This is a genomic window from Pseudomonas sp. PVC-5-1 (genome assembly GCF_057444345.1).
On record NZ_CM172024.1, the window covers coordinates 606,940 to 626,713 of the forward strand.

A 19,774-nucleotide genomic window follows, 5' to 3' on the forward strand; every position below is an offset into this window, starting at 1 on the left:
GAGGGTGCATTGCAAAGCCTTCCCGGGTGGAGGATGCTGGCGGGACTCTCTATCTGCGGAGAACTACAACAATGCAGAGCAATCATTTCAGTCGCCATGCCCAGCAAGTCCATACCGTCGCCCATGGTGGGGCCGGAGAGGGTGGCAGTGACCCGTCCATCGCCCGCTCCTGGCTGCGCTGCCTGGAGGACTACCACCTCGACCCGTCGGTGATCGAGGCTCCGGTGGTGCTCGAGCATGGGCGCCTGCTGGAAAGCCGCGAGCGCCTGCGCCAGGTGCTGCAGATTGCCGACCATGAAATGAACAGCCTGCACCAGCAGCTTTCCGGGGCCGGCCATGCGGTGCTGCTGACCGATGCCCGTGGGGTGATCCTCAATTGCGTCAGCGCGCCGACCGAGCGGCGCAGCTTCGAGCGTGCCGGGCTGTGGCTGGGCGCTGACTGGAGCGAGGCGCGCGAGGGCACCAACGGCATCGGCACCTGCCTGGTCGAGCGCCAGGCGCTGACCATCCACCAGAACGAGCACTTCCGTGGCCGCCACACCGGCCTGACCTGCTCGGCCAGCCCGGTGTTCGACCCGCATGGCGAGTTGCTTGCAGTGCTGGATGTGTCTTCGGCGCGGCCCGACGTTTCCCGGCAGAGCCAGTTCCACACCATGGCTTTGGTCAACCTGTCGGCGAAGATGATCGAAAGCTGCTACTTCCTGCGCCATTTCGAACAGCAATGGCTGCTGCGTTTTCACCTGCAGGCCGAGTCGGTCGGCCTGTTCAGCGAAGGCCTGCTGGCGTTCGACGGTGACGGGCGCATCTGCGCCGCCAACCAGAGTGCGCTGAACCTGCTGGGCACGGTGCGTGGTGGCGTGCTGGGCAAACCGCTGGAACGCTTTTTCGCTTGCAGCCACGACGAACTGTTCAGCCGCGCCACGCCCAGCGGCAGCACGGCCTGGCCGCTGCATACCCTGGACGGGCGCCAGGTGTTCGCCAGCCTGCGTGGCCAGGCGCGCGCACCGGTGTGGTCGGTACCAGCCGCCCAGCCGCGGCCCACGCGGGAAGTGGAGCCGCTTATCTGCCTGCTCGACCCCGCCTTGCAAAACGACTTCCGCCGCAGCGTGCGGGTGTTCGAGCGCGATGTGCCGCTGTTGCTGCGCGGCGAGACCGGCTGTGGCAAGGAGGCTTTTGCCCAGGCCGTGCACCAGGCCAGCGAGCGGCGCGGCAAGCCGTTCGTCGCCATCAACTGCGCCTCGATCCCGGAAAGCCTGATCGAGAGCGAACTGTTCGGCTATCGCGGCGGCAGCTTTACCGGTGCACGCAAGGAAGGCATGCGCGGCAAGCTGCTGCAGGCCGATGGCGGCACCTTGCTGCTGGACGAGATTGGCGACATGCCACTGGCCCTGCAAACCCGCCTGCTGCGCGTGCTGGAGGAGCGCCAGGTGGTGCCGATCGGTGGCGAGCCGCAGGCGGTCGACGTGCGCATTGTCAGCGCTACTCACCGTGACCTGCTGGAACGGGTGGAGCAGGGCAGTTTCCGCGAGGACCTGTATTACCGGCTGAATGGCCTGGAAGTGGCATTGCCTGCGGTGCGCGAGCGCAGTGACAAGGCGCAGTTGCTGGACTTTCTGCTGCGTCAGGAGGCGCAGGGAGAACCGATCGATATCGAGCCCAGGGCGCGGCAGGCACTGCTCGACTTCGCCTGGCCGGGCAACGTGCGGCAGATGCGCAACGTGCTGCGTACCCTGGTGGCACTTTGCGAAGACTCTCGCATCGTGTTCCCGGATCTCCCAGCCATTGTTCGCGAGGGCTTCGCCCTCGATCGCCGGCAAGCCAGCTCCCACCTCGATCGCAGTGGCTTCAGGCCATGTGCAATCCCTGTGGGAGCCGGCTTGCCGGCGATAGGGCCAGAGCAGGTAGCACAAGACAGTTGCTCCCTCAGGGTGAATGGGGCTTTCGAAGCTGGCGCTATACCCGTGGGAGCTGGCTTGCCGGCGACAGGGTCTGCCGCATTGGAGGACGCCGAGCGCCATGCGCTGTTGGCGACCCTGGAGGCAAAACACTGGCACCTCACCCGTGTCGCAGAGCACTTGGGCATCAGCCGCAATACCTTGTATCGAAAACTGCGCAAACACGGCATCACCAGGGCCGACTGAGCGAAACATCTGGTGCGATTTGTCGCGCCCTGGGCTACCCTGCCTCGATGTTTTGCGAGGTCGACCATGCATATTCACATTCTCGGTATTTGCGGCACTTTCATGGGCTCGCTGGCGGTGCTGGCCAAGGAACTTGGCCACCGCGTCACCGGCTCGGACGCCAACGTCTATCCCCCGATGAGCACCCAGCTTGAAGCCCAGGGCATCGAGCTGACCCAAGGCTATGACCCGGCCCAGCTGGACCCGGCGCCAGATCTGGTGGTCATCGGCAACGCCATGTCGCGTGGCAACCCGGCGGTGGAGTACGTGCTGAACAAGGGCCTGCCCTATGTTTCCGGCCCGCAGTGGTTGGCCGACCACGTGTTGCAGGGCCGCTGGGTGCTGGCCGTTGCCGGTACCCACGGCAAGACCACTACCAGCAGCATGCTGGCCTGGGTGCTGGAACACGCTGGCATGAGCCCGGGCTTCCTGATTGGCGGTGTGCCGCAGAACTTCTCGGTGTCGGCGCGCCTTGGCGATACGCCGTTCTTCGTGGTCGAAGCCGACGAGTACGACAGCGCCTTCTTCGACAAGCGCTCGAAGTTCGTCCACTACCACCCGCGCACGGCGATCCTCAACAACCTTGAGTTCGACCATGCGGACATCTTCCCCGACCTGGCCTCGATCGAGCGGCAGTTCCACCACCTGGTGCGCACCATCCCCAGCGAAGGCCTGGTCATCCATCCCACCACCGAGCAGGCGCTGGAGCGAGTGATCGGTATGGGTTGCTGGACCCCGGTGCAGACCACCGGTGAAGGAGGCCAGTGGCAAGCCCGTCTGCTCAGCCCCGACGGCTCGCGCTTCGAAGTGCTGTTCGACGGCGAAGCGCAGGGCGTGGTGGACTGGGCGCTGACTGGCCAGCACAACGTCGCCAACGCCCTGGCTACCCTCGCAGCGGCGCGCCATGTAGGCGTGGTGCCAGCCATGGGCATCGAAGGCCTGAGCGCCTTCAAGAGCGTCAAGCGGCGTATGGAGAAGGTTGCCGAAGTGCAGGGCGTGACCATCTACGATGACTTCGCCCACCACCCGACCGCCATCGCCACCACCCTAGACGGCCTGCGCAAGCGCGTTGGCGAAGCCCCGGTGATCGCCGTGATCGAGCCGCGCTCCAACTCGATGAAGCTCGGTGCCCACCGTGACGGCCTGCCGGAAAGCGTCAACGACGCCGACCAGGTGATCTGGTACGCCCCGGCCAACCTTGGCTGGGACCTGGCTGCCACCGCCGCGCAATGCAAAGTGCCCAGCGTGGTGGCCGACAGCCTCGAAGCGATCATCGAGCGGGTCAAGGGCCAGGCCCGCCCAGGTACCCATGTGGTGATCATGAGCAACGGCGGCTTCGGCGGCCTGCACGGCAAGCTGGCCGAGGCACTGAAGTGAGCGGGCCGGAACGCATCACCCTGGCCATGACGGGCGCCTCTGGTGCCCAGTATGGCCTGCGCCTGCTCGACTGCCTGGTGCGTGAGGACCGCGAGGTGCACTTCCTGATCTCCAAGGCCGCGCAACTGGTGATGGCCACCGAGACGGACGTGGTGCTGCCGGCCAAGCCACAGGCGATGCAGGCCTTCCTCACCGAATATACCGGCGCTGCCGACGGGCAGATCCGCGTGTATGGCAAGGAAGACTGGATGTCGCCGGTGGCCTCGGGCTCCGGCGCCCCGGCGGCAATGGTCGTGGTGCCCTGTTCCACCGGCACGTTGTCGGCGATTGCCACCGGTGCCTGCAACAACCTGATCGAACGTGCTGCTGACGTTACCCTCAAGGAGCGCCGCCAACTGATCCTGGTGCCGCGCGAGGCGCCGTTCTCCACCATCCACCTGGAGAACATGCTCAAGCTGTCGCAGATGGGCGCGGTGATCCTGCCGGCGGCGCCGGGCTTTTATCACCAGCCGCAGACCATCGACGACCTGGTCGACTTCGTGGTGGCGCGCATTCTCAACCTGCTGAACATTCCCCAGGACATGTTGCCGCGCTGGGGTGAGCACCACTTCGGGGTGGATGATTGAAGCGAGCGCTGGTGGGCTTGCTGGCGCTGGTGCTGCTCGGTGGCTGCGCCACGGTGCGCACGCTGGATGCCAACAAGCCCGGGGCACCGGTGGTGTATGCCGGTACCCGGCTGGACTTGTATGTGATCAATGGCGGGTGCTGCCCGCGGGATCGTTACGGGGCTGAGGCGCCTGCGTATCCGGGGCTGGACCTGCCGGGTAGCATGTTGCTCGATACCTTGTTGCTGCCGTTGTCGTTGCTGACAGCGGCCGGTGTAGGCTTCCAGGCCACTGGTGGCCTGTAAGGGCCCTTTCGCGGGTAAACCCGCTCCTACAGGATCTGTGTAATCTTCTTGTGATCACTGTACCTGTGGGAGCGGGCGTGCCCGCGAAGAGGCCATCACAAGTGAAGCCTACTTCTTGCCCAACCTGCGCAACTCATCCGACTCCACAATCCGCACCCCGTCCTCTTCCTCCAGCGCCAGCCGCCACAGCGCCCGGGCCAAGGTACAAGCCTCGATCCCCCGATACTTCCCGGGGATCAGCCTGGCAAACGGCGAAGCCAACTGTTCGCCGAGCCGCGGCTCGACCCGCTCACCCAGCAGCAACGACGGCCGCACGATGGTCAGCTGCGGCCAATCCTGAGCCTTGAGTGCCTCCTCCATCTCACCCTTGACCCGGTTGTAGAAAATCGACGATTTCGGGTCGGCGCCCAATGCACTGACCACCAGCAGATGCCGCGCGCCCAACTCCCGGGCACGCTTGCTGAAAGCCACCACCATGTCCAGGTCCACCGCGCGGAAGGCCGATTCGGAACCGGCCTGCTTCAGCGTGGTGCCCAGGCAGCAATAGGCGATATCGACCCGCCCACCCAGTTGTGGAAGGAACACAGCCGGGTCGCCTACCGGGTTTTCCAAGTGCGGGTGCTCGGCCAATGGCCGGCGGGTAGGCGCCAGTACGCGAGTGATGGTGGGCTCGTTGAGCAGGCGGTCGAGCAGGTGTTCACCTGTCAGACCCGTGGCACCGGCAAGCAGGACATGCTGAGGCGTCAAATACATGATGTCTCTCCCTTGTTACACACAAGCTTAGTGGCTGCCGGGCGTTTGCGCCTGTTCCCCCACGTTGGCCTGTGCGGCGTTACGCAATGCTTCTTCGGCCTGTTGCCGGCGCAGGTGCTGCCAGTGCTCAAGCACGTTCGGCGGCGCCCACAGCTGCGGTTCGGAGGCCTCGAAACCTTCCCTTTGTTCTCTTTCGGCAACGCTGGCGCGCGCCAGTTCAAACGCCTGTTTCAGGTCGTCGGTCTGGTTCAGCGCTTCGGCGAACAGGGCATCGCCGAAATAGGTGAAATCGGCTTCTTCCGAGCAACCGAAAGACACGCGGTCGGCCCGGGCGGCGGTCATGATCAGCGTGCGCTCATCTTTGAGCGGCGTGATGTAGCCCCCTGAATAGCAGGCGGATATGACAATCACCTTGTCGCGGTTCTTCAGCGGTGCCAGCGCGCTCGCCAGCTCGTCGGCAGACAGATCGGCCAACTGCAGGCGCGGTTGGTCGAGTACCAGCTGATGGTCCTGGCTGCCATGACTGGTGAGATAGATGAACACCAGGTCTTCGGGGCCGCTGCGCTCGGCCAGGGTGCGGGCGGCGCGGGTCAGGTTTTCGCGTGTGGCCATGGCTCGGGTGGTCATGTGGTCGCGGTGGTTGACCAGGGTCACCTGGCCACTGGCGCCAAAGCGCACCTTGAGCATGTTGCTGACATAGTCGGCTTCGCGCATGAACACGCTCTGCTGGCCATCGCCGGCCACCACCAGGCTGTATAGCTGAACTGGTGGCGCCGAGCGCGGTACCCGGGCCAGCGCTTCATCCAGCAAACGGCCCTGGTTGAGCAGCGCCAGGTCCAGCGGGTCGGGCAGCAGCTTGCCGTTCTGGTCGCGTACGCGCACGCCGTTGCTCCAGGTGCCACTTTCGACCTTGCCGTTGGCCAGGATCAGCCGGCCCTGGCCGTGGTAGGCATCGTTGAGAAAGCCACCGATGTACTTGCTGCCGTCGGCCAGCTGCAGGCTGCCCTGGCCCGACAGGCGCCAGTCGGCGAAGGTGCCTTTGTAGTGGCTGCCATCGCTGCCCAGCAGTTCGCCTTCGCCAACCAGCGAGCCGTCCTTGAATTCGCCGATCCACACATCACCATCGGCATTTTCGTAGCGGCCACGGCCTTCCAGGCGGTTGTCCTTGAACTCGCCGATGTACTGCTCGCCGTCAACGCTGTCGTAGGTGCCGCTGCCTTCCAGCTGGCCATTGATGAAGTGGCCGCTGAACTGGTTGCCGCTGGCATCGCTGCGCACCCCGGCGCCGTTGGGCTTGCCCTTGGCGAACAGGCCCTGGTAGCGGCTGCCGTCGGCCAGTTCCAGCTCGCCGGCGCCTTCGTACAGGTCGTCCTTGAACTGGCCGCGGTAGGTCTGGTCGGCTTGCTTGAGGGTGCCTTCGCCGTCGCGGCGGCCGTGGCTGAAGGTGCCGGCATAGTGGCTGCCCGGGGTAGTCAGCTCGCCCAGCCCCTGGAACAGCCCTGCGGCGAACTGGCCGCGATACACCTCGCCGTTGCGGCCGTGCCATTCGCCCTGGCCGTGCCATTGGCCGTCCTTGAAGGTACCGGCGTACCAGCTGCCGTTGGGGTAGTCGATCCGGCCCTCGCCTTGCAACAGGCCATCGACCACCTGCCCCCGGTACCGCCCACCGTCAGGCAGGCGTGCGTCCGGCGGGAGCAGCGATTCGCCATCGCCGCAGGCGGCGAGCAGCAGGACCAGGGTGACGGGGAGCAGTGAACGCATGGCGAGAACCGGGCAATAGGTCTGCCGAGTATGACGCAGAATGGGATCCTGAAACAGCGAACGCATGTGCTGGCGCAGCTCTCGAGCCTGCACTGCATCCAAAAGCTGGCACGGAACCTGTGGGAGCGGGCGTGCCCGCGAACACCGGCGAAGCCGGTGCCATGTACCGTGTGGCTTTCTTCGTGGGTGAACCCGCTCCCACAGGTATTGCGGTGACCTTCAGCTTTGCGCAATACCTGTGGGAGCGGCTTTAGCCGCGAACACCGGCGAAGCCGGTGCCATCCACCGAGTTGCCTGATTCGCGGGCACGCCCGCTCCCACAGGTTACGTGTTGCCTTTGAGGTGCAATCAGCGCACGCCCGGCGAAACGATGATCTTCACGTTCTCCTCCTTGTTGTTGACCAACTCCTCGAAGCCCAGCTCGACAATCTGCTCCAGCCCGATCCGCCCGGTCACCAGCGGGCCAATGTCCAGCCTGCCGTCAGCGATGAAGGCAATCACATCTGCAAACTCGCCGTTGTACGCCAACGCTCCCAGCACCTGCTTTTCGGTGGATACCAGTTCGAAGAAGTTGAACTCGCTAGGCTCCTCGAATATCCCCACCAACACGCACTTGCCCGCCTTGCGGATGGTGTCGATGGCCAGCTTGGCCGTGTGCTTGTTGCCGATGCATTCAAAACTCACATCCGCGCCCAGCCCGGCAGTGAGCTTGCGGATTTCCACCAGGGCGTCGCACTGGCTGGGGTCCAGCACCACGCTGGCGCCAACCTCTTTGGCCTTGGCCTTGCGCGCCGAGGACATTTCCAGGGCGATTACCTGCGCCGCGCCAGCCGCCTTGGCACACATGATGGTGCACAAACCGATGGTGCCGGCTCCAACTACCACCACCGTCTGGCCAAGCAGGCTGCCGGCCTTCTTTACCGCATGCATGCCCACCGCCAGCGGTTCGATAAGCGCCCCGGCCTCTGCCGGGAAACCCTGCGGTAGCCGATACAGCAGGTTGGCGGGCACGTTGACCAGTTCGGCAAAGGCGCCGTTGTTCATCAGGCCGGTGAAGGCCAGGCGCTCGCAGATGTTGTACAGGCCGTGGGTGCAGTAGTAGCAGGTGCCGCAATGCTGGCAGGCGTCCGCAGCCACCGGGTCACCGACGACAAAACCTTCCACGCCTTCACCCAGCTTGGCGATCTGGCCGCAGAACTCGTGGCCGAGGATGCACTGGCCCTGGATGCCGGTCAGCGGGTGCGGTGCCTCCACCGGGATGAATACCGGGCCAGCGACGTATTCGTGCAGGTCGGAGCCGCAGATGCCGCACCAGTCCACCTTGATCTGCACCCAGCCGGGCGCAGGGTCGGCCGGCAGGGGCACCTGTTCGACGCGAATATCATTGCGGCCATGCCAGACGGCGGCGCGCATGTGGGTGTGGCTCAGGTCGTTCATTGTTGTTCTCCAGGCTCACGGAAAGGGCTTAGTGCTTGCGCAGGAACGCGACCAGTTGCTGGTTGACCTGTTCGGCCGCCTCCATTTGCACCATATGGCCAGCCTCGGGCAGCACCAGCACTTCAGCCTCCAGCCCTTCGGCATGGCTGGCCGGGATGATCGCGTCCTTGCCGCCCCACACCACCAGGGCCGGGTGTTGTCCCAGCACCCCGCGCAGGTCGTGGCGCTGCCGGTCGCCGTCGGCGATGTCCGATGCCAACAGGCGCAACGCGTCGTCCACGCCTTCCAGGCGCTTGAACTTGAGCATGTCTTCAAGCATCTGCCGCGTTACCAGTACGGGGTCGGCAAACAGCTGTACCATCTGCGGTTTGAGGGCATTGCGGTTGGCGGCAGCGACGAAGCCTTGCAGGTACTGTCCGTTGATCTCCTCGCCCAGCCCGGCACTGGCCACCAGGCTCAGGCTGGCCACCCGTTGCGGCGCCAGGCGCGCCACGTTCAGGCTGACCGCGCCGCCCATGGAGTGGCCGGCCAGGTGGGCCTTGGCGATGTCCAGGTGGTCGAGCAGGGCCAGCACGGCTTCGCTCAACTCATCCAGGTCGCCCCGTTGCAGGGCCTTGGCCGACTCGCCATGGCCCGGCAGGTCGAGGGCGATTACCCGTCGCTCGGCAGCCAGCGCCGGGTGGTTGAACAGCCAGTTGTTGAGGTCGCCACCAAAACCGTGCACCAGCACCAGCGGCGTGCCGCCTTCACCCAGCTCGAACCAGCGAAACTGCCGGCCAGCCACTTCAGCCTTCTGTGGCGCCGGCCCTTGGGCTTGGTCGGCGCCACCCTCGGCGACGAACTCGGCCTGGAAGCGCTGCACCACGGCATCGATTTCGGTTTCTTCGGCTTCGCCTTCCACCACCACCGCCAGCAGGGCTCCGACCGGCAGGGTTTCATCAGGCCTGGCCACCTGACGGCGCAACACACCGCTGAACGGGGCTTCGACGCTGCTGCTGATCTTGTCGGTCTCGACGTCCAGCACCTCGTCGCCCTTGTTGATTTCGTCACCTTCCTGTTTCAGCCAGGCATCCACCCGGCCCTCGGTCATCGACAGGCCCCACTTGGGCATGGTCAGGGTATGGATCTGGCTCATGCGGCACTCCTTGCAGCGTCGATCACCTTGCGCACGGCGGCCTCGATTTTCGCCGCGTCAGGGATGTACAGGTCTTCCAGTGCATCGGAGAACGGCACAGGAGTATGCGGGGCGGTGACCATTTCGATCGGGCCCTTGAGCGCGCCGAAGGCCTTCTGTGCCACCAGCGCGCTGATATCGGTGGCCATGGAGCAACGCGGGTTGGCTTCGTCGATCACCACCAGGCGGCCGGTCTTTTCCACGCTTTCCAGGATGCTGTCCTCGTCCAGCGGGCTGGTGGTGCGCAGGTCCAGCACCTCGCAGTCGATACCCTGGCGGGCCAGGTTGTTGGCGGCCTCCAGCACCACATGCACCATGCGGCCATAGGTGACCAGGGTCACGTCGTCACCATCGCGCAGGAAGTTGGCTTCGCCGAACGGCACGGTGTAGACCTCTTCCGGCACCTCGCCTTGCATGCTGTACAGCAACTTGTGCTCGCAGAAGATCACCGGGTCGTTGTCGCGGATCGCCTGTATCAACAAGCCCTTGGCATCGTACGGCGAGGACGGGCAGACCACCTTCAGGCCGGGAATGTGCGTCCACAGCGAAGTGAGCATCTGCGAGTGCTGGGCAGCCGCGCGCAGGCCGGCGCCGTACATGGTGCGCATCACCAGCGGGGTGACCGCCTTGCCACCGAACATGTAGCGGAACTTGGCGGCCTGGTTGAGGATTTGGTCCAGGCAGCAGCCGGCGAAGTCGACGAACATCAGCTCGCACACCGGGCGCAGGCCCTGGGTGGCAGCACCGACGGCGGCGCCGACGTAGCCGATTTCCGACAGCGGCGCGTCGAGCACGCGCCCCGGGAACTGGTGGTAAAGGCCCTTGGTCACGCCCAGCACGCCACCCCAGGCATCATCTTCGCCGGGGGCACCGGCGCCGCCGGCAACGTCTTCGCCAATGATGAACACCGTGTTGTCGCGGCGCATTTCCTGGGCCAGGGCTTCGTTGATGGCCTGCTGGTAGCTGATCTTTCTTGCCATGGTGATTCTCCTGTTGTTCTTGTAATCCGCGGCTCAGGGGTAGGCGACGTAGACGTCGGTGAGCAGGTCGGCGGGCTGTGGCTTGGGATCGGACTTGGCGCGGCGCACGGCGTCTTCGATCAGGTCCTCGACGCGGGCGTCGATGGCGTCCAGTTGCGCAGCCGTGAGCAGGCCGGCGCGGGTGGTCTTGTTGCGGAACTGCATGAGGCAGTCGCGGGATTCGCGCAGGTTCTTCACCTCGTCCGGGGCGCGGTAGGTTTGTGCATCGCCTTCGAAATGGCCGTAGTAGCGGCTGAGCTTGACCTCGATCAGCGACGGGCCTTGCCCGGAACGCGCACGATCGATGGCAGCGCCGGCGGCCTCGTACACGGCAAAGAAGTCGAAACCGTCGATGGTGACACCGGGCATGCCGAACCCGGCCGCGCGATCGGCGATATGGTCGCAGGCAACCGACCAGGTCGAGGCGGTGGCTTCGGCGTAGCCGTTGTTCTCGGCCACGAAGATGCACGGCAGGTTCATGATCGAGGCCATGTTCATGGCTTCGAACACGGCGCCTTCGTTGGAAGCGCCATCGCCGAAGAAGGCCACCGATACATCGTCGCGGCCTTTGATCTTGGCCGCCAGCGCCGCCCCGGCCACCAGCGGAGCGCCGGCACCGACGATGCCGTTGGCGCCGAGCATGCCTTTTTCCAGGTCGGCGATGTGCATCGAACCGCCCTTGCCGCCGCACACGCCGGTCTTTTTGCCGTAGATTTCGGCCATCATGCCGTACACGTCCACACCCTTGGCGATGCAGTGGCCGTGGCCGCGGTGGGTCGAGGCGATACAGTCGCTATCGCGCAGGTGGGCCATGACTCCGGCGGCGGAAGCCTCTTCGCCGGCATACAGGTGCACGAAGCCAGGGATCTCGCCGGTGGCGAACTCGACGTGCAGGCGTTCTTCGAAGGCACGGATGGTGCGCATCACTTCATAGGCATGCAGCAGTTGTTCGGTACTGAGTTGATTGGACATCTTGTTGTTCTCCGGGGTTGTCTCAACACGGGTTTGCAGGGTGCAGCCGATGGCCACGGGGCACGGCCAGCAAGTGATGGCGGGCGGCGTGCGCCAGTACGGCCTCGACGTCCACGCTCAATGGGCCTTGGTGGTCGAGGGTGATGGTGGGGCTGTCATGCTCGGCGAATTCGATTTCGCGCTCGCCGTCCAGCGCCAGGGTGCCGCTGGCCAGGCTCAGGCGATGGGCTACGCCGGGCGTCAGGGCGCCGCTGGCGGTGATGCCGCAGCCTTGCAGCAGGCCGGGTGCCAGTGGTGCGAGCAGCGCTTGTTCGGCACCGGGGTTCAGGCGTACCCAGGCACCGTGCGGGTCCTGCCGCGAGACCGGGCACCACAGGCCGCACAGGGCCGAGAGGCCGATGGCATGGGGTTCGGCGAAACACGCGAAGACTTCGCAAAGGTCTTCGCTGCGGCTCAGTGCCCGAGCGCCGATGAAGCGCTGAGGCGACACCGCCACCTCCACCAGTGCCCATTCGGCAAGCTGTTGTTCGGGCACCTTCACCAGCAGGCGCTTGTTGCGGCGCAGGCCGATGCTGGCTGGTACCCGTCCGCTGGCAAGCAGGCCGCCGGCCAGGCCGGCGCTGGTGGCCTCGCGCAGTTCGGGGAAGGCATTGTTGGTGCCGGTGGACAAGGTCAGCAGCGGCACGTCCCCGGCCTCGGCAGCGACTGCCTTGTGGGTGCCGTCGCCGCCAAGCACGGCGATCATCGACACACCGCGCTCGACCATTTGGCGGGTGGCCAGGCGGGTATCGGCAACGGTCTGGGTCAGCGGCAGGTCGAGGATTTCGATGGCCGGCCAGTGCTGGTCATGGGCGACCGGGCCCTGGCTGGCCTTGAGCACGGCAGCGGCGATGCCGGTCATGTCGCTGGGCAGCAGCACCTGGCCGATGCCGGTAGCACCGAAGGCAGCGAGCAGGCGCTGGATCGCCGATGCCTTGTCGGTACTCGAATAGAGCCCGGCATTGGCAGTCAGGCGGCGCAGGTCGCGGCCAGAGGCAGGGTTGGCAATGATGCCGACAGTTGGGGCGGGTAGCGGCATGGCGCACCTCGTTTCTTGTTTGCCAGTGCCGGAGCAAGCGCGGTGCCAGTTTTCCTTGGGTTGGCTGAAATCACCGGGGCAGAGCGGTTTCGTTGCGCTCTGGCCGGAACGTATGGCCGGGCTGGCGAGACGCCGGGTGCCAGCTGAGGTATGGCATGGCCGAGACGCTGAGACGCTGCGTCTCAAGCCGGCCGGTAATCACGCAGTGCTTGTCGGGGCATGCCTGGAAGCGCTTAATGGCCGGACAACGATAAAAACAGCAACGAGAACCGGAGGGCCTGAATGCTTGCCGCGAACTCCCGAGCCCATGTCGACTGCGTCAGCAGGGTGCTGAAGAATGCCGACCGCCTGCCGCAGGCGCCGGTGCCACCGCTGATCCTCGATTCATGGCGCCGTTCCATGGAGCTGTACCGCCTCGACCCCGGGTCCCAGCAGGGGCCGCGCATTCTGTCCCAAAGCCTGCTCAACGAATGCCGCGAGCGCGCCGAACTGTTCCTGCGTATCGCCAGCGATGCCGTGGCCCGCCTGCATGAGCGGGTGCGCGGTGCCGACTACTGCGTGCTGCTCACCGACGCCCTGGGGCGCACCATCGATTACCGGGTCGAGTCGGCCATCCGCAACGATTGCCGCAAGGCCGGGCTGTACCTGGGCACCTGCTGGTCGGAGGGCGAGGAGGGCACCTGCGGCGTGGCGGCGGTGTTGACCAGCAAGGCGCCGGTCACGGTGCACAAGCGCGACCACTTCCGCGCCGCGTTCATTGGCCTGACCTGTACGGCGGCACCGGTCTTCGACCCGCTGGGCGAGTTGCTGGGCGTGGTGGATGTCTCGGCCTTGCAGTCGCCGGACGACCGCCGCAGCCAGCACCTGATCCGCCAATTGGTCGAGCAGACTGCGCGCGAGATCGAAAATGCCTTCTTCATGCACAGTGCCCAGGGCCATTGGGTGATGCGTGCCCATGGCACGCCGGGCTATGTGGAAAGCCAGCCCGACTACCTGCTGGCCTGGGATGGCGATGGCCGCCTGCAGGCGATCAACAGCCTGGCGCGCCAGCGCCTGGTGGAGCATCTGGGGCGTTTGCCCGAGCACATTGGCGAGCTGTTCGACATGGATCAGTTGCGCCGCGTGAACGCATCGTCTGCGCAACGCCTGCCGGGCCTGGGTGGGCTGTACGGCCGGGTCAGCGCCCCCCGCCAGCGCCAGCGTGCGCAGCCGTTGCGCCAGGCCCAGGACGCCCGTATCGAGCAGCATCTGCGGCTGGCCACGCGGGTCAAGGACTGCAATCTGGCGGTGCTTGTGCAAGGCGAGACGGGGGCTGGCAAAGAGGTGTTCGCCCGCCAGCTGCATCAGCAAAGCCTGCGTCGCGATGGCCCGTTCGTCACCCTGAACTGCGCGGCCATCCCGGAAAGCCTGATCGAGAGCGAGCTGTTCGGCTATGTGGCCGGGGCCTTCACCGGGGCTTCCAGCAAAGGTATGCAGGGGCTGTTGCAGCAGGCCGATGGCGGCACGCTGTTCCTCGACGAAATCGGTGACATGCCGCTGAACCTGCAAACCCGGTTGCTGCGCGTGCTGGCGGAGGGTGAAGTGGCGCCGCTGGGCGCGGCGCGGCGGGAGCGGGTGGATATCCAGGTGATTTGCGCGACCCACCGCGATTTGGCGGCGATGGTGGAGGATGGGCGTTTTCGCGAGGATCTTTACTTCCGCCTGGCCAATGCCCGCTTCGAATTGCCGCCGCTGCGCGAGCGTGAGGACCGCTTGGGGTTGATTCACCAGTTGCTGGCCGAGGAAGCCGAGGCCTGCGGAGTCGAGGTGGTGTTGGCGGATGATGCGCTGCAGGCGCTGCTGGTTTACCGCTGGCCGGGGAATTTGCGCCAGCTGCGGCAGGTGTTGCGCTATGCCTGTGCGGTGAGCGATGACGGGCGGGTGCAGGTGCAGGACCTGCCGCAGGAGGTGCGCGGCGAGATGGTCGCTTCGGCAGAAAGCAGCATGTCCTGTCCGGCCCGGCAGTTGCTGCTGGATGCGCTGATCCGCCATCGCTGGAAGCCGGCCGATGCGGCGCGGGCTCTGGGAATATCGCGGGCAACCTTGTACCGGCGGGTGCATGAGCACCACATCGAGATGCCGCGGATGAAGGGGTAGGACCCGGGGGCTGCTTTGCAGCCCAATCGCCGGCAAGCCAGCTCCCACCTCGACCGCATAGACCTCAAGCCGTGTGCAATCCCTGTGGGAGCTGGCTTGCCGGCGATGAGGCCCTGACAGGCAATAAAAAACCCCGGAACAAGTCCGGGGTTTTCAGTACATCACACTACGCGATCACTCCTGGCTCCCACCTCGACCGCATAGACCTCAAGCCGTGTGCAATCCCTGTGGGAGCTGGCTTGCCGGCGATGAGGCCCTGACAGGCAATAAAAAACCCCGAAACGGGTCCGGGGTTTCGGTACATCACACTACGCGATCACTCCTGGCTCCCACCTCGACCGCATAGACCTCAAGCCGTGTGCAATCCCTGTGGGAGCTGGCTTGCCGGCGATGAGGCCCTGACAGGCAATAAAAAACCCCGAAACGGGTCCGGGGTTTCGGTACATCACACTACGCGATCACTCCTGGCTCCCACCTCGACCGCATAGACCTCAAGCCGTGTGCAATCCCTGTGGGAGCTGGCTTGCCGGCGATGAGGCCCTGACAGGCAATAAAAAACCCCGGAACAAGTCCGGGGTTTTCAGTACATCACACTACGCGATCACTCCTGGCTGGCCAGTTTGTGCTCGAGGTAGTGAATGTTGACGCCGCCTTTGCAGAAGCCTTCATCACGCACCAGGTCGCGGTGCAGCGGGATGTTGGTCTTGATGCCGTCGACGACGATCTCGTCCAGGGCATTGCGCATGCGCGCCATGGCTTCGTCGCGGTCCTTGCCGTAGGTGATCAGCTTGCCGATCAGCGAGTCGTAGTTCGGCGGAACCGAGTAACCGCTGTACAGGTGCGAATCAACACGCACGCCGTTGCCGCCCGGGGCGTGGAAGTGCTTCACCTTGCCTGGGCTCGGGATGAACTTCTTCGGGTCCTCGGCGTTGATACGGCATTCCAGCGCATGGCCACGGATGACCACGTCTTCCTGGCGGAACGACAGCTTGTTGCCAGCGGCGATGCTCAGCATCTCCTTGACGATGTCGATACCGGTCACCATCTCCGACACCGGGTGCTCAACCTGCACGCGGGTGTTCATCTCGATGAAGTAGAAGCGGCCATTCTCGTACAGGAACTCGAAAGTACCCGCACCACGGTAGCCGATCTCGATGCACGCATCGACGCAGCGCTTGAACACTTCCTGACGGGCTTTCTCGTCGATGCCCGGGGCTGGCGCTTCTTCCAGTACCTTCTGGTGACGGCGCTGCAGCGAGCAGTCACGGTCACCCAGGTGAATGGCGTTGCCTTGGCCGTCGGACAGTACCTGTACTTCCACGTGGCGTGGGTTGGTCAGGAACTTCTCCAGATAGACCATCGGGTTGCCGAAGGCTGCACCGGCTTCGGTACGGGTGAGCTTGGCCGAGGAAATCAGGTCCTCTTCCTTGTGCACCACACGCATGCCGCGACCACCACCGCCACCGGCGGCCTTGATGATCACCGGGTAGCCGACGTCACGAGCAATCGCCAGGGCGACTTCTTCATCTTCCGGCAGCGGGCCATCGGAGCCCGGTACGGTCGGTACGCCCGACTTGATCATCGCGTCCTTGGCCGAAACCTTGTCGCCCATCAGGCGAATGGTGTCGGCTTTCGGGCCGATGAAGGCGAAACCGGATTTTTCCACCTGCTCGGCGAAGTCGGCGTTTTCCGCCAGGAAGCCGTAGCCCGGGTGAATCGCGGTGGCGCCGGTCACTTCGGCGGCAGCGATGATCGCCGGGATATGCAGGTAGGAATCCTTGGACGATGCAGGGCCGATGCAGACCGACTCGTCTGCCAGGCCCAGGTGCATCAGTTCACGGTCGGCGGTGGAGTGCACGGCGACTGTCTTGATACCCAGCTCTTTGCAGGCACGCAGGATCCGCAGGGCAATTTCCCCGCGGTTGGCGATCAGGACTTTTTCGAGCTTCCCAGACATCGTTGGCTCTCCGCGATTCAAACGATGGTGAACAGCGGCTGGTCGAACTCAACCGGCTGGCCGTCTTCTACCAGGATGGCGTCGATGACACCGCCGACATCGGCTTCGATGTGGTTCATCATCTTCATGGCTTCGACGATGCACAGGGTGTCGCCCTTCTTCACGGTCTGGCCAACTTCAGCGAAGTTCGGCGAGGTCGGCGAAGGCTTGCGGTAGAAGGTACCTACCATCGGCGAGCGGATGACGGTGCCTTTCAGGGCCGGGGCGGCGGCAGCGGCTTCAGCGGCCGGAGCGGCAGCGGCGGCGACCGGGGCAGCAGCAGGGGCAGCGGCTACCGGAGCCGGTGCGAAGTACTGCTGGGCAGCTGGGGTCTTGCTGTGACGGCTGATACGGACCGACTCTTCGCCTTCCTTGATCTCCAGTTCGTCGATGCCAGACTCTTCCAGCAGCTCGATCAGTTTCTTGACTTTACGGATATCCATTAATCATCAACTCCCAAAGGTTCGGTCAGGGGGCGAAATACAAAAAAACGTATCTGAAACGTTTCTCTCGAACCCTGGCCCACTGAGGCCAGGGTTTTCATCATTTGGGCTGTGCGTTGGCAGCCAGTTGTTCCAGCGCGGATTCCAGGGCCAGGCGATAACCGCTGGCGCCCAGGCCGCAGATCACCCCTACTGCAACATCGGAAAAGTAGGAGTGGTGGCGGAACGGTTCGCGTTTGTGCACGTTGGACAGGTGCACTTCGATGAATGGGATGCTCACCGCAAGCAATGCGTCACGTAATGCGACGCTTGTGTGGGTGAAAGCAGCCGGATTGATCAGGATGAAGTCCACACCCTCATTGCGTGCGGCGTGAATGCGGTCGATCAGTTCGTATTCGGCGTTGCTCTGCAGGTACTGCAGATGGTGGCCTGCGGCGCGGGCACGTTGCTCCAGGTCCTGGTTGATCTGGGCCAGGGTCACGGCGCCGTAGTGGCCAGGCTCGCGGGTACCGAGCAGGTTGAGGTTGGGGCCGTGGAGCACCAGTAGCGTTGCCATCTGCGGATTCCTTGGATTTGTAGGGCAATTCGACACAGCGCGGCGAGTGTGCCGTAAAGCGACGGCAAGTGTCCAGTTCCCGGCAATAGCCAGCACGATGTCCGAGGTTCGCGCGAAGTATGTGACCAAATAATTAGATTTGGTCACTGATTTCTGGATTTTTCACAGCTCGCGGGAAGTTATAGACCGACTTTACCGCGCACGCGTGTGAGAATTCGCGCAAATTCACCGGCATTTATCTCCCCAATGACCCGATCAGCGGTTATTTCGCTACCGTTCGCGGCAAAGAACAGCAGGGCGGGCGGGCCGAACAGCTGGTAGCGATCGAGCAGGCTGCGTTGTTCGGCATTGCTTTCGGTGATGTCAAAACGCAGCAGCTTGAAGCCGGCCAGTTGCGCTTGCACCTGCGGAGCGGTGAGCACCTCGCGTTCGATCACTTTGCAGCTGATGCACCAATCGGCGTACCAGTCCAAGAGCACCGGCTGGCCGGCTGCCTTGGCCTGGGCCAGGGCAGCGTCCAGTGCGGCGGGGGTAGTGATGGTCTGCCAGCTATCCGCCTGCACCGCCGGCCCGTTGCCGGTGGCCACAAGGGTTGCCGGCGGCAACGGGCGCAGTGGGTCGCCCTGGCCGCTGAGGGCGCCGTACCAGCAGGCCAGGGCGTACACCAGCAGGGCCAGGCCGAGCAGTTGGGCCAGGCGCTGGCGTGCGGTCTTGACGACGAACTCGAGGGCACCGAGGAACAGCGCCACGCCAGCGGCGAGGAAGCCGACCAGCAGCAAAGTCAGCGGGCCTGGCAGCACTCGGCTGAGCAAGCCGATGGCCAAGCCCAGTAGCAGGACGCCGATGGCATTCTTCACCGTGTTCAGCCAGGGGCCGCTTTTCGGTAGCCAGGCCGCGCCACCGGTGGCCACCAGCAGCAATGGTGCGCCCATGCCCAGGCCCAGGGCGAACAGCTTGAATGCGCCGCCCAGGGCATCGCCGCTGGCGCTGATGTACAGCAGCGCACCGGCCAGCGGCGCCGACACACAGGGCGAAACCAGCAGGCTGGAGAGTACGCCCAGTATTGCCGCGCCCAGCAGCGAGCCGCCCCGGGTGTGGCTGGCCACATTGTTCAGGCGGTTGCTCAGGGCTTGCGGCAGTTTCAGTTCGAACAGGCCGAACATGGCCAGGGCGAATACCACGAAAAACAGAGCGAAGGGCACCAGTACCCAGGCCGACTGCAGGCGCGCCTGCAGGTTCAGGCCGGCGCCGAACAACCCCATCAACGCACCGAGTACCGCAAAGCTGGCCGCCATCGGCAGCACATAGGCAAGCGACAGCGCCAGCCCGCGCAGGCCGCCGGCCTGGCCGCGCAGCACCACGCCGGAAAGGATCGGCAGCATCGGCAGCACGCAGGGGGTGAACGTCAGGCCGACCCCAGCGAGGAAGAACAGCAGCAGCGACTTCCAGGTCCAGGCGTGTTCACCGCCGGCCGGGGTGCTTTTGCCGCCTTCGCCATCGATGCTCAGGCGTGCGGTTTCTGGCGGGTAGCACAGGCCTTTGTCGGCGCAGCCCTGGTAGCCCACCAGTAGGGTGAAGGCGCGCGGGTCATTGCGCGGCAGCTCGATATCGAGCACGCCGTGGTACACCTCGACATCGCCGAAGAACTCATCGTGCTTGGCCTCGCCCTTGGGGATGCTTGGTGTGCCCAGGGCAATGTCGGCCGGTTCGGTGCGGAACTGGAAACGGTGGCGATAGAGGTAGTAGCCGTCGGTTGCGACGAAGCGCAGCTTGATGGTTTGCGCATCGGCCTGGACCAGGCTGAGCTTGAACGCTTCGTGTACCGGCAGGAAGTCGGCGTTGTTGGCCAGCGAAGCTGCGCCGAGGGTGGCGCTGGGGCGGTTGTCGAGCAGGCCCGTGGCGAAGGCAGGGCTGGCCAGCAGCAGGAACAGCAGGAAAAACAGGCGGCGCATGGCGGACTCGCGAGGTGGAACGTGCTGGGC

General features: G+C 64.8%; 16 protein-coding genes. 5 read left to right on the forward strand and 11 right to left on the reverse strand.

Features of this window, described 5'->3' with window-relative positions; genetic code table 11:
* The first annotated feature begins 71 nt into the window (after nt 1–71).
* From AC2T3R_RS02765 to AC2T3R_RS02780, 4 genes are all read left to right on the forward strand, one after another.
* On the forward strand, nt 72–2,141 hold the full coding sequence (locus AC2T3R_RS02765; RefSeq protein ID WP_410953614.1) for a sigma-54-dependent Fis family transcriptional regulator: 2,070 nt from the start codon (nt 72–74) through the stop codon (nt 2,139–2,141).
* 66 nt (nt 2,142–2,207) lie between these two features.
* Nucleotides 2,208–3,557 (forward strand): UDP-N-acetylmuramate:L-alanyl-gamma-D-glutamyl-meso-diaminopimelate ligase, encoded by a 1,350-nt coding sequence (mpl, locus tag AC2T3R_RS02770; protein ID WP_015268803.1) that lies wholly within the window; start codon nt 2,208–2,210, stop codon nt 3,555–3,557.
* A complete protein-coding gene (gene ubiX / locus AC2T3R_RS02775; protein ID WP_013970698.1) occupies nt 3,554–4,183 on the forward strand; it encodes a flavin prenyltransferase UbiX in 630 nt (209 codons plus the stop codon). Before mpl ends, ubiX begins: the two co-directional genes overlap by 4 nt.
* A complete protein-coding gene (locus tag AC2T3R_RS02780; RefSeq protein WP_015268804.1) occupies nt 4,180–4,467 on the forward strand; it encodes a YceK/YidQ family lipoprotein in 288 nt (95 codons plus the stop codon). The genes ubiX and AC2T3R_RS02780 overlap by 4 nt, the downstream gene beginning before the upstream one ends.
* A gap of 108 nt (nt 4,468–4,575) precedes the next feature.
* Here the strand turns inward: AC2T3R_RS02780 and AC2T3R_RS02785 are convergent, their stop codons facing one another.
* The 7 genes from AC2T3R_RS02785 to AC2T3R_RS02815 form a co-directional block, all read right to left on the reverse strand.
* Nucleotides 4,576–5,220, reverse strand: coding sequence for an oxidoreductase (locus AC2T3R_RS02785; protein WP_013970700.1), 645 nt, complete (start codon nt 5,218–5,220; stop codon nt 4,576–4,578).
* Nucleotides 5,221–5,247: 27 nt separating this feature from the next.
* Complete coding sequence (locus AC2T3R_RS02790) at nt 5,248–6,981, reverse strand: C13 family peptidase (RefSeq protein ID WP_486744611.1); 1,734 nt, start codon at nt 6,979–6,981, stop codon at nt 5,248–5,250.
* Between the two features lie 348 nt (nt 6,982–7,329).
* Nucleotides 7,330–8,394 (reverse strand): 2,3-butanediol dehydrogenase, encoded by a 1,065-nt coding sequence (locus AC2T3R_RS02795; RefSeq protein WP_410953622.1) that lies wholly within the window; start codon nt 8,392–8,394, stop codon nt 7,330–7,332.
* Nucleotides 8,395–8,446: 52 nt separating this feature from the next.
* On the reverse strand, nt 8,447–9,553 hold the full coding sequence (locus tag AC2T3R_RS02800; RefSeq protein WP_486744612.1) for an acetoin dehydrogenase dihydrolipoyllysine-residue acetyltransferase subunit: 1,107 nt from the start codon (nt 9,551–9,553) through the stop codon (nt 8,447–8,449).
* Nucleotides 9,550–10,572, reverse strand: coding sequence for an alpha-ketoacid dehydrogenase subunit beta (locus AC2T3R_RS02805; protein WP_486744613.1), 1,023 nt, complete (start codon nt 10,570–10,572; stop codon nt 9,550–9,552). Before AC2T3R_RS02805 ends, AC2T3R_RS02800 begins: the two co-directional genes overlap by 4 nt.
* A gap of 33 nt (nt 10,573–10,605) precedes the next feature.
* Nucleotides 10,606–11,583 carry a thiamine pyrophosphate-dependent dehydrogenase E1 component subunit alpha gene (locus AC2T3R_RS02810; protein ID WP_410953612.1) on the reverse strand — a complete coding sequence of 326 codons (978 nt, stop codon included), beginning with the start codon at nt 11,581–11,583 and terminating at the stop codon, nt 10,606–10,608.
* Between the two features lie 22 nt (nt 11,584–11,605).
* Nucleotides 11,606–12,661, reverse strand: coding sequence for an ATP-NAD kinase family protein (locus AC2T3R_RS02815; protein ID WP_410953611.1), 1,056 nt, complete (start codon nt 12,659–12,661; stop codon nt 11,606–11,608).
* 282 nt (nt 12,662–12,943) lie between these two features.
* Here AC2T3R_RS02815 and AC2T3R_RS02820 point away from each other — a divergent pair, with 282 nt between their 5' ends.
* Nucleotides 12,944–14,797, forward strand: a complete 1,854-nt coding sequence (locus AC2T3R_RS02820) for a sigma-54-dependent Fis family transcriptional regulator (RefSeq protein WP_410953610.1) — start codon at nt 12,944–12,946, stop codon at nt 14,795–14,797.
* A 601-nt stretch (nt 14,798–15,398) separates the two neighbouring features.
* Here the strand turns inward: AC2T3R_RS02820 and accC are convergent.
* The 4 genes from accC to AC2T3R_RS02840 all read right to left on the reverse strand — a co-directional run bounded on the left by accC (nt 15,399) and on the right by AC2T3R_RS02840 (nt 19,744).
* Nucleotides 15,399–16,754, reverse strand: coding sequence for an acetyl-CoA carboxylase biotin carboxylase subunit (gene accC / locus AC2T3R_RS02825; protein WP_003257054.1), 1,356 nt, complete (start codon nt 16,752–16,754; stop codon nt 15,399–15,401).
* A gap of 17 nt (nt 16,755–16,771) precedes the next feature.
* Nucleotides 16,772–17,236 (reverse strand): acetyl-CoA carboxylase biotin carboxyl carrier protein, encoded by a 465-nt coding sequence (gene accB / locus AC2T3R_RS02830; protein ID WP_003257055.1) that lies wholly within the window; start codon nt 17,234–17,236, stop codon nt 16,772–16,774.
* 100 nt (nt 17,237–17,336) lie between these two features.
* Complete coding sequence (aroQ, locus tag AC2T3R_RS02835; protein WP_003255330.1) at nt 17,337–17,792, reverse strand: type II 3-dehydroquinate dehydratase; 456 nt, start codon at nt 17,790–17,792, stop codon at nt 17,337–17,339.
* 179 nt (nt 17,793–17,971) lie between these two features.
* Nucleotides 17,972–19,744: a protein-disulfide reductase DsbD gene (locus AC2T3R_RS02840; protein ID WP_410953660.1), complete on the reverse strand. Its 1,773-nt coding sequence runs from the start codon at nt 19,742–19,744 to the stop codon at nt 17,972–17,974.
* Nucleotides 19,745–19,774: the final 30 nt, after the last annotated feature.

Bases quoted from the DNA above. Each gene is read 5' to 3' on its own strand.
- AC2T3R_RS02765 (WP_410953614.1), top strand. From the start codon at position 72: ATGCAGAGCAATCATTTCAGTCGCCATGCCCAGCAAGTCCATACCGTC.
- mpl (WP_015268803.1), top strand. From the start codon at position 2,208: ATGCATATTCACATTCTCGGTATTTGCGGCACTTTCATGGGCTCGCTG.
- AC2T3R_RS02785 (WP_013970700.1), bottom strand. From the start codon at position 5,220: ATGTATTTGACGCCTCAGCATGTCCTGCTTGCCGGTGCCACGGGTCTG.
- AC2T3R_RS02790 (WP_486744611.1), bottom strand. From the start codon at position 6,981: ATGCGTTCACTGCTCCCCGTCACCCTGGTCCTGCTGCTCGCCGCCTGC.
- AC2T3R_RS02795 (WP_410953622.1), bottom strand. From the start codon at position 8,394: ATGCGCGCCGCCGTCTGGCATGGCCGCAATGATATTCGCGTCGAACAG.
- AC2T3R_RS02800 (WP_486744612.1), bottom strand. From the start codon at position 9,553: ATGAGCCAGATCCATACCCTGACCATGCCCAAGTGGGGCCTGTCGATG.
- AC2T3R_RS02805 (WP_486744613.1), bottom strand. From the start codon at position 10,572: ATGGCAAGAAAGATCAGCTACCAGCAGGCCATCAACGAAGCCCTGGCC.
- AC2T3R_RS02810 (WP_410953612.1), bottom strand. From the start codon at position 11,583: ATGTCCAATCAACTCAGTACCGAACAACTGCTGCATGCCTATGAAGTG.
- AC2T3R_RS02815 (WP_410953611.1), bottom strand. From the start codon at position 12,661: ATGCCGCTACCCGCCCCAACTGTCGGCATCATTGCCAACCCTGCCTCT.
- AC2T3R_RS02820 (WP_410953610.1), top strand. From the start codon at position 12,944: ATGCTTGCCGCGAACTCCCGAGCCCATGTCGACTGCGTCAGCAGGGTG.
- accC (WP_003257054.1), bottom strand. From the start codon at position 16,754: ATGTCTGGGAAGCTCGAAAAAGTCCTGATCGCCAACCGCGGGGAAATT.
- accB (WP_003257055.1), bottom strand. From the start codon at position 17,236: ATGGATATCCGTAAAGTCAAGAAACTGATCGAGCTGCTGGAAGAGTCT.
- aroQ (WP_003255330.1), bottom strand. From the start codon at position 17,792: ATGGCAACGCTACTGGTGCTCCACGGCCCCAACCTCAACCTGCTCGGT.
- AC2T3R_RS02840 (WP_410953660.1), bottom strand. From the start codon at position 19,744: ATGCGCCGCCTGTTTTTCCTGCTGTTCCTGCTGCTGGCCAGCCCTGCC.